The sequence below is a fragment of the Acinetobacter sp. YH12099 genome (genome assembly GCF_013419195.1).
Classification (GTDB): Bacteria; Pseudomonadota; Gammaproteobacteria; order Pseudomonadales; family Moraxellaceae; genus Acinetobacter; species Acinetobacter towneri.
Window position 1 is genome coordinate 67,576 of sequence record NZ_VPAP01000010.1, and the last position, 14,833, is coordinate 82,408.

A 14,833-nucleotide genomic window follows, 5' to 3' on the forward strand; every position below is an offset into this window, starting at 1 on the left:
TATGGAAATCACCACAATCGTTGGAATTGTCATCGCTATTGTGATCATGGCGTTTGGTTTGAAAATGATTCTAAAAAAACCTGTAGATTCAGCGCCATCCTTAGATTCGGAACTGCAATTTAATGCAGAAAGCCAAAAACCGATTATTCCACGCCATGTACGTGACCAATTGCAAAGCGACGCTACGCCACCGCGTGTGGAGCCGACTTTAACGGTAGATGAAGTTACGCAAGATGCGCCTGCCAAGTCTGAACCACAGGCTTTAACGGATGATGTCGTGGCTTCTTCAAGCACAGAAACTGACAAAGTTGAACCGAGTTTGCAGGCAAATACAGAAAATTCTGAGCTTGATCCATCCACAACGATATCGAAGTCTGAAGTTGCACAAGACACGCCAAGCCCGACAGCGACAACTTCAGAATATTCATTATCGGATGAAATTCAGCAAGTGATTGTAGAAACTGAACCGAATGCGCAGACTGTCGAGCAAAACAAAGCTTCGACTGAATACAGTCTGAATCAACACATTGAAACTGCCGAAATTTCAGAATTTAATGAAGAAAGCAGCATTTTAGATTCGCATTTGCATGAACAAAAAATCATGGATGAAGAAAGTGCCTTGGCAACCGCTGAATCTTTTATCGCACTGAATGTCTTCCCTGAACGTCGCATACTTTCGGGCGATAAAGCCTTAAAAGTCTTGATGAAATATGGTTTACGTTTCGGTGAAATGTCATGTTTCCATCGCTATAACGAAGATGGCACTAAATTATTATTTTCAGTTTTACAAATTAATGATGAAGGCGCAGATGGTTTTGATTTAGAAACTTTATCGAGCGAACAAGTTAAAGGTTTAGCGTTCTTCCTCGCTTTGCCGCACAGCGATGTGCAAAATGCCTTTGATACCATGGTCAGCATTTCAGGACTGATTGCACGTGAAATTGATGGAACGGTCTATGACCAAAACCATTTAGAGTTTACTCCACAATTACGTGAACACTGGCGTCATCAGGCGATAGATTATCGTGCTGGTCAGGCAAGTCATGTCTAGAATTGCGATCTCGTACTGGGTATAAGCTACGTCAAGTGTTTGGCAAATGAACTGAGTGCAGTAGGATAAATTGCAACTTTGCAGCCGCATTTTTATAATGTGCGCAGCAATACAAGCTGTAGCATGCGCTACATAGAAAAAATTGAAGGGCGGAACAAGACCGCCCTTTTTTATGGTGGAAAATATGTCTGTAGATTTAACCGTCGTGGCGCAAATGCGTCAATTGATTCAACTGCTTGCCAAGCACAATCATGCCTATTATGTGATGGATCAACCGACAATTGCAGACAGTGAATATGATCAGCTTTTCCATCAACTAAAAGCGTTGGAACAACAGTATCCAGATTTAGTTCAACCCGATACACCGACCAATAAAGTCGGTGGCACACCTTTGGCAAAGTTCACCACGGTTACACATGCTGTGCCAATGTTGTCTTTAGGCAATGTGTTTAATCAGGAAGAATTATTTGCCTTTGCAAGACGTGTCGAAGAGCGTTTGCCCAACCAAAATATTGAATACGATGTCGAACTCAAATTTGATGGTTTGGCGATTTCACTTTGGTATGAACATGGTGTTTTAGTGCGTGGTGTGACCCGTGGTGATGGGGAAACAGGGGAAGACATTACCCACAACGTCAAAACTATCCGCAATTTACCGAAAGTTTTGAGTGCGACAGAAACGGCTATTCCTGAATTTTTGGAAGTGCGTGGTGAAGTGTTGATGCCAAAACTTGGTTTTGAAAAACTCAATGCGGCCAATACAGCCAAAGGTGAAAAAACCTTTGCCAATCCACGCAATGCAGCAGCAGGCAGTTTGCGTCAGTTAGACCCGAATATTGCGGCTTCACGTCCTTTAGCATTCTATGCTTATGGCATTGCGCAATGTGTGCCGCCTCATGGACAAAGCACCATGTCCGACAGTTTGGCATGGTTGGGGCAGTTTGGTTTTGAAATTGGCGAACGTCATTTTGTCTGCAAGAGCATTCAAGATGTTCAGGCGGCCTATGAGCAAATTAACCTTGAGCGTCCGAATTTAAGCGTTGAAATTGATGGCATGGTGGTCAAGGTCAATGACTTGAAACAGCAACAGCAATTGGGCTTTTTAAGTCGTGAGCCGCGCTGGGCGACTGCCTATAAATTCCCTGCAGTTGCCGCTTTAACCACCATTGAAAATATTGATTGGCAAGTGGGGCGCACAGGTACGTTGACGCCTGTGGCACGTTTAAACCCCGTTGCGGTAGGTGGTGTGACGGTATCCAATGTTACTTTGCATAATATTGGTGAAATTCACCGTTTGGATGTGCGTTTAGGCGATACGGTCAGTGTTTACCGTAGTGGTGATGTGATTCCCAAAGTTGAAAAAGTCTGGCCTGAATTTCGCCTTGCCGATGCGCAAGAAGTGCATTTACCTGAACAATGCCCTGTGTGTGATTCGCCTGTGGTGATGCCTGAAGGTGAGGCTTTGGCGCGTTGTTCAGGCGGTTTGTATTGTGCGGCACAGCGTATTGAAGCGATTCGTCATTTTGTGTCACGTAAAGCCATGGATATTGAAGGTTTGGGTGATCGTTGGGTGGAGTCATTACTGCATCTGAACTTGCTACAAAATGTGGCTGATATTTATCATTTACACGAACACCGCGACACTTTGCTCGGCATTGAAAAAATGGGTGAGAAGTCGGTTCAAAACTTGATTGACTCGATTGAAAACAGCAAAAAAACTACTTTGGCTGCGTTTATTTATGCCTTGGGAATTCGTGGTGTGGGCGAAACCACCGCGCGGATGCTTGCCAATACTTTTCAGACTTTAGAGGCTTTGCGTGAAGCTGATTTAGAAGCGTTAAAGAAAACTCCAGATGTGGGAGATATTACGGCAGAATGGATTTTGGACTTTTTCCAAGCGCCGCATAATTTAGAAGTGTTGGATCGTTTATTAGCTGCAGGCATTCATTGGGATGCTCCGATTGCACCGACACGTCAGCCTTTGAATGGTGAAAGTTGGGTGATTACAGGGACGTTGAGCCAAATGGGACGCGATGAAGCGACTCAGTTGTTGCAGGCTTTGGGTGCACGGGTGAGTGGTAGTGTTTCGGGTAAAACCAAATGTGTCGTGGCGGGTGATAAAGCTGGCTCAAAGCTGGAAAAAGCCGAGAAGTTGGGTGTGCAGGTCATGAATGAAGCTGAGTTTATTCAGCTGATGCAGGAATATGGTGTGCTTGAATAAGCATCATCCTACATTTTATCCACTAATAGGTACAAAGGCACTTCAACGATGAAGTGCCTTGGTTTTTACTGAGAGAAGTCGAAGGTTTAACGTTTCTTCACAATGCCATCATCAATGAGTTGCTGAAAATGTTCGACTAGACTGGTTTCAATATTGCGGTAGTGCATACCCAATTCACGCTGACTTTTTTCCGCATTAAAATAAATTGGGTAGCCCATATTCAGTTCCACAAATTTACGGGAAAAACCAAGTAGAGGGCCAAAGGCTTTAAAGGCAAATTTAGGTAACTGATTGCGTGGGAAAGGGTATTTACGTCCAAAGTGCTGCGCTAAAATTTTGCCCATTTCCAATAAGCTGAGTGTGCCACCGCTAATAATATAGCGACCTTCAGCAGCAGGGTTGAATGCGGCCTGAATGTGAGCATCGGCAACATCACGCACATCGACAATGCCATTCCACATAGCAGGGACACCTGCCAAGGTCATACCGTTGGCAAACTGCAATAACACTTCCACGCTGCCCGATTGGGTGTTTTTGGTCAACGATGGGCCAAGCACCAAAGCAGGGTTGATACAGACCAAATCCCAGCGGTTTTGTGCCTTTGCCATTTCCCAAGCTTTGCGTTCAGCTGCCACTTTTGAATAAGGATAAGGCTGATGCTCAGGGCTGCTGCTAGTATTCCAGTGACTTTCATCAAAGCGATTATTGGCCGTATTTAAAATATCAATCGCATCGCCATAGGTTGCAGCAATACTTGAAGTCACCACTACACGCTTTACCGATGCAGTACGATTAACGCTGTTTAATACATTTTCGGTGCCTATGACGGCAGGTTCAATAATGTCTTTAACTGCATCTTTATAATTGGTGACCACAAAAGGCGAGGCCATGTGCAGCACGATTTCACAACCTTGCATGGCGGCATCAAAAGCACCTTCTTCAAGTAAGTTGGCTTGGAATAATTGTAAGTTGCCTGTGCTTTTTGCCGCGATATCAGTCAGATGTTGAAAACTGTGGGTTTTATTCAGATCACGCACCGTCGCGTGTACGGTATGTCCTTGTTCAAGCAGGTTTTTAATGACCCAACTGGCAATATAGCCTGTTGCGCCTGTGACTAAAATGGGTGCAGATGTATTTAGATTTGTCATTATTTTAAGAAAGTGATGGAACTCGTGACTATCATAAAGCAGCTGGGTTTTAAAATCCGCTTTTTAGGCGTTTTTTACGATACTTGAGCGTCAAAGTATGGTTTCTTTCAATATTTACAAAATGATGCAAAATCATTGTATTGTCATTTTTAAAGCTAAGTTTTGCCAAGCAGTTGTTTTATATATGGGAATTTTTAAGTTATATTGCAAATGCGTATGTTTCTCATTTTAATTTTATAAAAATCATGGGTTTACAATAATTAACTTTTGCAATTTTGCCTGAATGTGTCCATAATGACTGGATTAAGAAAGGGAGTACAGCAAATGCGTGGCAATCCAGAAGTCGTAGACTATTTAAATATGTTGATTGGTGGCGAACTGGCTGCTCGCGATCAATACCTGATTCATTCGCGTATGTATGAAGATTGGGGTTTAAGCAAAATTTTTGAGCGCATTGACCATGAAATGCAGGAAGAAGCGCAGCATGCCGATGCTTTAATTCGTCGTGTATTGTTCCTTGAAGGCACTCCAAATATGCAGCGCGATGACATCGACGTGGGTGAAGATGTGGTGTCTTGCTTAAAAGCCGATTTAAAACTGGAATACGAAGTACGTGAAAAATTGGCGCAAGGCGTAAAATTGTGTGAAGAAAAAGGCGATTATGTCAGCCGTGATATGTTGCGTCAGCAAATGACCGACACAGAAGAAGATCATACGTACTGGTTGGAAAAACAATTACGTTTAATTGAATTGATTGGTTTACAAAACTACATTCAATCGCAAATGTAATCTGATCAAAGCAAAATAGACCAAAACCCGATTTATGATAAGTCGGGTTTTTTTATAGATCGGTTTTTATAGATTGGCTTTTTTATATCAATTGGTTTTTTTAAGGATGTATCTTGGTGCTTTGCAGATGTCGATTGAGCCGATTCAGTATTATACTGAGGTGATTTTCTAACTTGAGAGCAAGCCACGTGCAACAACAGATTTTATTGATTACAGGCTGGGGCGGTGGTACTGCACTCTTAAATCCGTTACAGCAAGCCTTAACTGCACAAGGTTTTCGGGTTGAGCTCATCAATATTTTTAACGCTACTGATGCTCAAGTCATGCAGCAACAGGTTGAATTTGCACGTCAGTTTGATGTAATTATGGGCTGGTCACTGGGTGGGCAATTGGCAACGCTACTGGTCGATGCGATTGCCAGCCAATATGCAGGATATAAAACCTTAATTACCATTGCATCCAATCCGTGTTTTGTTGCACAAGCCGATTGGGATACCGCTATGCCACAAGCCACGTTTGCCCAGTTTAAACAATCTTTTGCACAAGACCCAATTCTGACCCTAAAGCGTTTTGGTTTTATGGTGTGTCAGGGTGTCACTAGTAGTAAAACCGACCTATTACAATTACAAAGTTTGGTTCAGCCACAGCCGCAATCTTTGCTTCAACACGGTTTGGATTTATTGGAAAACTTAAACTTGGTGACTAAGCTTAAAAATTATACAGGTCTGCAGTATCATCTTTTTGCCGAGCAGGATGTTTTAGTTGATTGCAAAGTTGCAGCTAAACTGCAAAATTTAGCTGCAAAGTTTTTAAGCGTAGATGTTTTGCAAGGCTCGCATGGGCTGCCATTGTTCCATGCCGATGAGTTGACTAGCAAAATCTGCCAATATTTACAGAAAAACCCGCCAACAGGTCCATAAGTGACAAATCTCGCAATTTATTTTATCTGTAGACAGGTTTAAGATTTAGCACATCAAGTTTTTTACAAGATCAAGGATGATGGTGGGATGACAGAACAGATGGATTTGGCTTTTGATCGTGAACATCTTTGGCATCCTTACACCTCTATGACTCAGCCCTTAACAACCCTTAAGGTTAAGCGGGCATTTGGCAGCACCATTGAACTTGAAGATGGTCGCCAGTTGATTGATGGCATGTCATCGTGGTGGTGTGCGATTCATGGCTACAACCATCCTAAACTGAACCGTGCTGTGACCGAGCAACTCGACAGTATGGCGCATATCATGTTTGGTGGATTGACCCATCGTCCTGCTATTGAGTTAGGGCGTTTGCTGCTCGAAATTACCCCACCGAGTTTAGATAAAATTTTTTATGCAGATTCAGGTTCAGTTGCTGTTGAAGTGGCGCTGAAAATGGCGGTGCAATACTGGACAGCACAAGGCAAAACCGAGAAAACCAATTTTATTACCACCCGTTCTGGCTATCATGGCGATACATGGAATGCCATGTCGGTCTGTGATCCTGTCACAGGGATGCATCAGGTTTTTGGCTCAAGTTTGGCGCGTCGTTATTTTGTATCTGCACCGAAAACAGCCTTTGATCAAGAATGGAATCCTGCTGATATTGCAGAATTGGCGCAAAGTTTGGCAGAGCATCATCAGCAGGTTGCTGCCATGATTATTGAGCCGATTGTGCAAGGTGCAGGCGGCATGCGCTTTTATCATCCTGAATATTTGCGTCAAGCCAAATTGCTCTGTGAACAATATGATGTGTTGTTAATTTTTGATGAAATTGCCACAGGTTTTGGGCGTACAGGCAAGTTGTTTGCATGGGAACATGCACAGGTCGAACCCGATATTATGTGTATCGGCAAAGGGCTGACAGGCGGTTATATGACCTTGTCTGCCACATTGACCACGAAGCATGTTGCAGAAACGATTTCGCAAGGTGAGGCAGGTGTGTTTATGCATGGCCCGACCTTTATGGCAAATCCACTGGCCTGCGCGGTTGCAGTAAAAAGTACCCAATTATTATTAGAACAAGACTGGCAAGCCAAAATTCAACGTATACAACAGCAACTTGAACAGCATTTAACACCATTGGCTAATTTGGCATGGGTGCAGGATGTGCGAGTTTTAGGTGCAATTGGTGTGGTAGAACTTAAACATGCTGTCGATATGCAAAGCCTGCAACAAGAATTTGTGCAACGTGGTATTTGGGTGCGTCCATTTGGTAAATTGGTCTATGTGATGCCGCCGTATGTGATTACAGCAGCAGAACTAAATACTTTATTGCAGCAATTGGCTGAGGTGGTGACAGGTATGCAAGGAGCGAGCGCATGAGTTTACTCGATCACTATGCAGAACAGCTTGATCAGCTTCGCCAACAGGGCAATTTTCGTCAATTTCGCAGCAATCAGCAGCAAGGTAAAACAATTGAAATTCAGCAACAGCAGATGCTGAATTTATCTTCCAATGATTATTTGGGTTTAGCCTCTGATTTGCGCTTACGTGAACAGTTTTTTGATGAAACGCCCAATGCACAGCGTTTAATGAGTGCATCTTCATCACGTTTGCTGACTGGAAATTTCCCTGCCTATGAACAGCTTGAAGCCACATTAACGCAATTATTTCATGGGCGGGCTGCCTTGCTGTTTAATAGCGGCTATCACATGAATATTGGTATTTTACCTGCATTGGCAGATGCGAAAACCCTAATTTTGGCCGATAAACTGGTACATGCCAGCATGATTGATGGCATTCGTTTGTCATCTGCAAAATATTTGCGTTATCGGCATAATGATTTGGCACATTTGCAGCAATTGCTGACGCAATATCATGCCGATGATAATTATGAACGCATTATTGTGGTGACTGAATCCATTTTTAGTATGGATGGTGATGAAACTGATTTAGCCGCATTGGTCGCGCTGAAACAGCATTTTGCCAAAGTCATGTTATATGTCGATGAAGCACATGCGATTGGCGTACGTGGGCAGCAAGGTTTAGGTTGTGCCGAACAATATGGCGTGATTGATGCCATTGATTTTCTGGTTGGGACGTTTGGCAAAGCCGTTGCTTCAGTTGGGGGATATTTGATCTGTGATCCGATTGTCCGTGATTACCTAATTAATCGGATGCGCCCGCTAATTTTTAGTACCGCACAGCCACCTATTTGTATGGCGTGGACGCAGTTTATGCTGAATCAGATTGTGCACATGCAGGCACAGCGTCAGCATTTGGCGGCCTTGAGCCAATCTATACAGCAGGGGATTCAGGCCAAAGGTTTTGCTTGCCCATCAACTTCGCAAATTGTACCTGTGATTATTGGCGACTCTACTGCAACTGTAAGCAAAGCCCGACAGTTACAGACTGTAGGTTTTTATGTGATGCCTGTACGTCCACCGACTGTGCCGCAAGGCAGTTCAAGACTGCGGATTTGTTTAAATACGCAATTTGAAACGGCAGATTTAACACAGTTACTGGATTTGCTTTGAGTGTGCGTATGCGTATAGATAAGGCACAAGTGGCACAGCGTTTTGCCCGCGCTCATCAGAGTTATAAAACGCATGCCGTGGTACAGCAGCAAATTTGTCAGCAGTTAATGGCAAAAATGCAGCAATATATTGTGCAGCAAAAGTTGTCAGATCAACCTCAGCCTTGCTTTGAAAACGTCTTGGAAATCGGCTGTGGTTCAGGGAATTTAACCGACTTGCTACTGCGTGAATTTCAAATTCAACAGCTGACTTTAAATGATTTATATGCCGAAGTGTTGCATGCGTATCTGCATCATCCTCAAACAACTAGTACGCAAATTCATGGCTTAATTGGCGATATAGAACAGCTCGATTTTCCGCAGTCTTTGGATTTAATTTGTTCGAGTTCGGCTTTGCAATGGGTGGAAGATTTTGGAGCATTATTGCGCAAGGCGAATCAAGCGTTAAAGCCGCAAGGGTATTTGTGCTTTTCGACGTTTGGCCCTCAAAACTTGACTGAAATTAAGCAATTAACAGGTCAAGGCTTACATTATTTGAGTATGGATGCGTTACAACAACAGCTTAAACAGCAGGGCTTTGAAGTATTACACTGTTCAGAGCAGCTTGAATCATTAAGTTTTGAACATCCTAAACAGATTTTGCAGCATTTAAAAGCCACAGGTGTCACGGGTACAGCACAAGGGCAGCGTTGGAACAAAACGACTTTAACCGAATTTTATCGGGGCTATGAACAGTTTAGTCAGCAGCATAGCTCACAGCAAAAAAGTTATACGCTCACGTATCATCCTATTTATTGTCTTGCACGGAGAATGCCATGACAGCTCAAGTCTATTTTGTGAGTGGTATTGATACAGGGATTGGCAAAACCTATGCCACGGGTTATTTAGCCAAGACCATGAATGAACAGGGTATTCAGACCATTACCCAAAAACTGATTCAAACGGGCAATCAAGACGTTTCAGAAGATATTGAGCAGCATCGTAAAATTATGGGCAGTGAATGGTTGCCTGAAGATGATGACAAACTCACCATGCCTGAAATTTTTAGCTATCCTGCTTCACCGCATTTGGCTACACAAATTGATGGTCGTGAGATTGACTTTGCTAAAATTGAGGCTGCGACTGCGCAACTGGCAGCAAAGTATGATGCAGTATTATTAGAAGGTGCGGGTGGACTCATGGTGCCGCTGACCACAGACCTACTCACCATCGACTATATTGAGCAAAAACAATATCCTGTTATTTTGGTGAGTTCTGGGCGTTTGGGCAGTATTAACCACACTTTGCTCAGTTTGGAAGCTTTAAAAACACGTGGTTTGAATTTACATGCATTGGCATATAATTTGAACGATGAATCACAAGACCCTTTAATTTCGCAGGATACTGCCAAATATTTAAAAAATTATTTGTCAAAAAGCTTTCCAAAAGCACAGTGGATTGAAATTCCTGTATTGCCAAATATTTAATTTTTATTATTTTTTGTCCAACCAATTTGCCCAATAAAAAAGCCACACATGAACGTGTGGCTTTTTATCAATTTGGCGTATTTCAGCTTTTAGAATTTTTTAAAGCTTTTATTGCCAAACGGTTTGCGTGGTGCATTTTCGTCACGACGTTCACGGTTGCCGTAGCTGTTGCCATCCTGACGTGGTTCACGGTTGCTGTAGCTGTTACCATCCTGACGTGGTTCGCGGTTGCCATAGCTGTTACCGTCTTGGCGACGCTCACGGTTGCCATAGCTATTGCCGTCTTGGCGACGTTCGCGGTTGCCATAGCTGTTACCATCTTGACGACGCTCACGGTTGCCGTAACTGTTACCGTCTTGGCGTGGTTCGCGGTTGCCGTAACTGTTACCGTCTTGGCGTGGTTCGCGGTTGCCGTAACTGTTACCGTCCTGACGACGTTCACGCGGTGCAAGACCTGTGTTTTGTGCAGCTTCTTCGGTGTCACGACGTTGCTGACGCAAGAAACCACCACGACGTGCTGCCAATGGTTTTTCTTGCATACGCTCATTGCGACGTTTTGCCATGCCGTACAAACCTGTGCCTTGACGTGGTTTTAATTCAACTGCTTTGGCAAGGTTGTCGATGTCATTTTTATCCAATTCCATCCAGCGACCTGTACGCAATTCACGCGGTAAAATTACCGTGCCGTAACGGGTACGCAATAGACGGCTGACTTTCAGACCTTGTGATTCAAAAATACGACGAACTTCGCGGTTACGACCTTCTTTTACCACCACTTGATACCAGCGGTTAATACCATCACCGCCAATTTCAGAGAAAGATTCAAACTTGGCAGGGCCATCATCTAGCACTACGCCGCGCAGCATGTTGTTTTTCAGTTGTGGTGTCACTTCACCCATCACACGAACTGCATATTCACGTTCAATTTCGTTCGATGGGTGCATTAAACGGTTGGCTAATTCACCATCGTTGGTGAATAGCAATAAACCTGTCGAGTTAATGTCCAGACGACCAACCATTACCCAACGATCATTGGCAATTGCAGGCAGGTTATCAAATACAGTTGGGCGCTGTTCTGGGTCGTTGCGTGAGCAAATTTCGCCTTCTGGTTTGTAGTAAATCAGAACGCGACGACGAATTTCATCTTCAATTTGGAACTGAACTTTACGACCATCGATGCGAAGCTCATCACCTGGTTCGATACGTTCACCCACTTGGGCAACTTGGCCGTTGACACTCACACGACCAGCGGCAATGACTTCTTCCATATAACGGCGAGAACCCAAGCCTACTCGTGCGAGTACCTTTTGCAACTTTTCACTCATGACAGCATAACCTTAGAAATGATCATCAACAGTTTACCTATTCAAGACACAGACGCAGATGCATCGAGTGCCATGAAAGCTTCCTTGGCATCCTGTAGGGGAGGCAATTGACTTAAGGAATTCAAGCCAAACGCATTTAAAAATTGAGGCGTTGTAACCAACAACGCAGGTCTTCCTGGGAGTTCTCGGAAACCTGATTCTTTAATCCAGTTCCAATCAAACAATGTGCGTAAAATTTGACTATTGTTTGATACTCCGCGAATTTGTTCAATATCTGCTCGGGTCACAGGTTGGTGGTAGGCAATCACCGCCAGTATTTCTAGCAGTGAGGGCGAAAGTCGGGTCGGACGTTCAGGCCACACCTGTGTAATAATTGTACGATACTTTGCCCGCACCTGAAAACGGAAACCTTGTGCGGTTTCGATCAGTTCAATCGAGCGACCATGTTGTAACATGGCCAATTGTTGTAAAAACTGGCGTAATTGCGCTTTGCTATATTTATCTTGAAAAGCTTCTTTCAGACGCGCTAAAGACACAGCACTGTCACTGGCAAAAATAATTGCTTCGAGTTGCATCAGCACTTCATGCTGTTGTTCGCCTTCAGACAAGCTCGAAATTATGGGTTCTGGATTCATGCCTGCGCCCCTTGAATGCTCAATGGTGCTTCAATCCCACTGCTGATAATGCACACTTTTTGCTGGCGAGTCAGTTCTAAAATCGCCATAAAGGTCACAACCATGCCCATGCGTCCCTGACTTGGTTTTAGCAACGCATCAAAACTCAGTACTTCACCCGATGCGAGTTTGGCTTCAATAAATGCAATCCGTTCTTCAAGTAAAACAGGTTCTTGCAAAATTTGATGGGTGACAGGTTCAGGACGATTAAAAATGCAGAACAAGGCATCACGTAATTGATCGGCTGCATAGCCAACATTATTGACTGCGGTATACCCTAAGCTAACATTGGTAGCAAAAGTATCGCGTTCTAAAACAGGCATTTGCCCCAAGCGTTCAGCTGCTTGTTTGACTCTTAAATAGGTTTCTAAACGGTCAATCAGCTCTTGTTTTGGGTCTTTTTCAATGCTGCTGATACTGGCAGGTTTAGGCAACAATAGGCGGGATTTTAAATCGGCCAGTAATGCCGCCATCACCATATAATCGGCAGTCAGTTCAATATTTAGCGATTTCATGGCATCCATATACGACAGATATTGCGATGCAATCGGGGCAATATCTAACTGAAGTAAATCGAAGCCATTTTTTTGAATCAGGTAAATTAAAAAGTCGAGTGGTCCTTCGAAATGCTCTAACAGAATTTCAAATGCTGCAGGAGGAATATACAAATCCTCAGGAATCGACTCTTGCCACTCATCTAACACACGAATGTGTTGGGCAGGTTCCATCGCATTGTGGAGGGATTGATTCATTACAGTGTTGGGCCACGCGAATTTTCAAAAGCATGCAAATGCTATTTCCGCTTCAGATAAGAAGGAGATGGAGAAATAGCTCAGAATTAATAGCGGTTAGTCTAAAGGATATCGTGATTGAAATAAATCTGTTCTACGACCAAATATCAAAAAAAGCCTAAAATAAATCGGGATTGAGGGAGATTTAAGGCAAGTTGTAAAAATTAACTCATTCAATCTTTAAGTATTTATTTCTGTTTTATTCTGTAATGCGTATTCAATCATTGCCATGCAGCTGTCTTGTAAACACAGATTACGAGTTTGCGATTGCGCTAAAAGTGCTTTACATAGTGCTGCATCTAAAAAGTAAGTATAAGAATCGGGAGGTTCAGGCATTGTTGCTGTGAATGCAGTTTGGGAACACACGATTGCATCGGAATCTAGCGTCCACGGATGTTGCACATAAATGTGCATCTCATCCGAAAACTGCTGCAAATTTAACAATACCTGAAATAAAGTCATGGGTTTAATTCGTGCAAGTAAGGCTTTTAAACCGTAGTGCTGTCAATCACTTTGCAGGTAGTGAATGCTTATTCAAAAGCACTCACATCTCCCACACCACGACGCACAATTTGCGGGTTGTCGCCCGATAAATCAATAATACTGGTGGTGCTAAGTGTGCCTAAGCCACCATCAATCAGTACATCAATACGTTTGTTGAGTTGTAGATCAATCTCGTATGGATCATCTAAAGGGTCTTCTTGCCCCGGTAAAATCAGGGTGCTGGTCAGTAAAGGTTCGCCTAATTCTTTAAGCAGCATGCGACAAATGGGGTTGCTTGGAATACGCAAACCAATGGTTTTTTTATTGGGATGCATCAAGCGACGCGGAACTTCACTGGTCGCAGGTAAAATAAATGTGGTGACCGCAGGCGTATTGTTTTTCAGTAGACGATACATGGCATTGTCCACTTTGGCGTAGGTGGCAATATCCGATAAATCGGCACAAATAATAGCGTATTGGTGTTTTGCGCCTAAACCACGAATTTGTGAAATGCGTTCCATCGCGTTTTTATTACCAATTTGGCAACCAATCGCATAAGCAGCATCGGTTGGATAGACCACCACATCGCCTGCGCGTATGCGTTCAACCGCTTGGCTGATTAGACGCGGCTGTGGATTTTCAGGATGTACTCTTAAATGCAACATATGAATTCCTCAGTAGCGTAAGTGTGACGTTAGGCTCATTATGAAAGGGGATTGATGTCAGTTGCAATCATTGCCTTGTGCTTTATTGCATTTAATCCAAATTTTTTCGTTCAAACTCTGCAATTTGTAATGTTTTGCCACCTCGGGTGCAGTAACAAATACATTCAATAAAGCGTTTTGCATCGCGTGGTAATTTGGCTTCTCCGTTAAAATAACGCTGTACTTGGGCAAAGACATTGTCTTTAAATGTGCGGCCATCTCCACCTTCACCGGTCAGGTTATCTAAAGATACACGGAATTTTCGTCCAAACGCTTGAGCAAACAGCCATTCAATGGCTTGAGGTTTAATTTCAACCTGTTCAAATAAGGCTTGTTGTTCCTGAGTACGACCATCGGGAGCATACCAATAGCCTAAGTCTGGCAGTAAACGTCGTTGTTCGCCTGCGATGCTCCAATGGCTAATTTCATGTAAAGCGCTATTAAAGAAACCATGTGCAAATTGAATACGTGCAGGCTGTGTTGCCGTGGCAGGAAAGTACTCAGGTTCAAAATCACCTTTGACCAAGTTCACATTTAGGTGGGAAAACCAGTGATTAAAGTGTAAGATGAGCCAGTCCACCTGTTCCGTTTCTGTATTGAGTTTTGCCCAGTCCGAGAGTTGCACTTGGGGGTGCGAAGTGTCAGAATTGGTGGTTGGAAGTGTGCTCACAAGTGATGAAAAATTCACTTCTGTTTGCGGCTGCAACAGATGCATGACTGTGTTA

Annotated in this window: 14 protein-coding genes and 1 pseudogene; 8 read left to right on the forward strand and 7 right to left on the reverse strand. The window is 43.4% G+C overall.

What is annotated here, in order from left to right; genetic code table 11:
• The first annotated feature begins 1 nt into the window (after position 1).
• Together FTU39_RS07885 and ligA are read left to right on the forward strand one after the other, a co-directional pair.
• Positions 2-1,051, forward strand: coding sequence for a cell division protein ZipA C-terminal FtsZ-binding domain-containing protein (locus tag FTU39_RS07885; protein WP_179988528.1), 1,050 nt, complete (start codon positions 2-4; stop codon positions 1,049-1,051).
• 184 nt (positions 1,052-1,235) lie between these two features.
• Positions 1,236-3,272 (forward strand): NAD-dependent DNA ligase LigA, encoded by a 2,037-nt coding sequence (ligA, locus tag FTU39_RS07890; protein WP_180051970.1) that lies wholly within the window; start codon positions 1,236-1,238, stop codon positions 3,270-3,272.
• An 86-nt stretch (positions 3,273-3,358) separates the two neighbouring features.
• On the opposite strand, the gene FTU39_RS07895 is transcribed toward ligA, so the two are convergent.
• On the reverse strand, positions 3,359-4,420 hold the full coding sequence (locus FTU39_RS07895) for an aldehyde reductase (protein WP_004972358.1): 1,062 nt from the start codon (positions 4,418-4,420) through the stop codon (positions 3,359-3,361).
• A 324-nt stretch (positions 4,421-4,744) separates the two neighbouring features.
• Between FTU39_RS07895 and bfr the strand changes: the two genes are divergently transcribed.
• The 6 genes from bfr (at position 4,745) to bioD (ending at position 10,131) form a co-directional block, all read left to right on the forward strand.
• Positions 4,745-5,209, forward strand: a complete 465-nt coding sequence (bfr, locus tag FTU39_RS07900; RefSeq protein ID WP_004972356.1) for a bacterioferritin — start codon at positions 4,745-4,747, stop codon at positions 5,207-5,209.
• 188 nt (positions 5,210-5,397) lie between these two features.
• Positions 5,398-6,129 (forward strand): alpha/beta fold hydrolase, encoded by a 732-nt coding sequence (locus FTU39_RS07905; RefSeq protein ID WP_096902085.1) that lies wholly within the window; start codon positions 5,398-5,400, stop codon positions 6,127-6,129.
• Between the two features lie 99 nt (positions 6,130-6,228).
• On the forward strand, positions 6,229-7,512 hold the full coding sequence (gene bioA / locus FTU39_RS07910; protein ID WP_180051983.1) for an adenosylmethionine--8-amino-7-oxononanoate transaminase: 1,284 nt from the start codon (positions 6,229-6,231) through the stop codon (positions 7,510-7,512).
• Complete coding sequence (locus FTU39_RS07915) at positions 7,509-8,666, forward strand: 8-amino-7-oxononanoate synthase (protein WP_180051971.1); 1,158 nt, start codon at positions 7,509-7,511, stop codon at positions 8,664-8,666. Before bioA ends, FTU39_RS07915 begins: the two co-directional genes overlap by 4 nt.
• Positions 8,667-8,674: 8 nt before the next feature.
• Positions 8,675-9,484, forward strand: coding sequence for a malonyl-ACP O-methyltransferase BioC (gene bioC, locus FTU39_RS07920; protein ID WP_179988531.1), 810 nt, complete (start codon positions 8,675-8,677; stop codon positions 9,482-9,484).
• A complete protein-coding gene (bioD, locus tag FTU39_RS07925; protein ID WP_096902081.1) occupies positions 9,481-10,131 on the forward strand; it encodes a dethiobiotin synthase in 651 nt (216 codons plus the stop codon). Before bioC ends, bioD begins: the two co-directional genes overlap by 4 nt.
• Before the next feature lie 404 nt (positions 10,132-10,535).
• Here bioD and rluB read toward each other — a convergent pair.
• From rluB to FTU39_RS07955, 6 genes and pseudogenes are all read right to left on the reverse strand, one after another.
• Positions 10,536-11,456, reverse strand: a pseudogene (gene rluB, locus FTU39_RS07930) (23S rRNA pseudouridine(2605) synthase RluB); the annotation flags it as partial.
• A 41-nt stretch (positions 11,457-11,497) separates the two neighbouring features.
• Complete coding sequence (scpB, locus tag FTU39_RS07935; protein ID WP_004972340.1) at positions 11,498-12,091, reverse strand: SMC-Scp complex subunit ScpB; 594 nt, start codon at positions 12,089-12,091, stop codon at positions 11,498-11,500.
• Positions 12,088-12,882 carry a ScpA family protein gene (locus FTU39_RS07940; protein WP_180051973.1) on the reverse strand — a complete coding sequence of 265 codons (795 nt, stop codon included), beginning with the start codon at positions 12,880-12,882 and terminating at the stop codon, positions 12,088-12,090. Before FTU39_RS07940 ends, scpB begins: the two co-directional genes overlap by 4 nt.
• A gap of 219 nt (positions 12,883-13,101) precedes the next feature.
• Positions 13,102-13,383, reverse strand: a complete 282-nt coding sequence (locus tag FTU39_RS07945; protein WP_180051974.1) for a hypothetical protein — start codon at positions 13,381-13,383, stop codon at positions 13,102-13,104.
• 68 nt (positions 13,384-13,451) lie between these two features.
• Positions 13,452-14,069: an L-threonylcarbamoyladenylate synthase gene (locus FTU39_RS07950; RefSeq protein ID WP_004972336.1), complete on the reverse strand. Its 618-nt coding sequence runs from the start codon at positions 14,067-14,069 to the stop codon at positions 13,452-13,454.
• 91 nt (positions 14,070-14,160) lie between these two features.
• Entirely contained in the window at positions 14,161-14,823 is a 663-nt protein-coding gene (locus tag FTU39_RS07955; protein WP_096902070.1) for an elongation factor P hydroxylase, read from the reverse strand.
• Between the last annotated feature and the right edge of the window lie 10 nt (positions 14,824-14,833).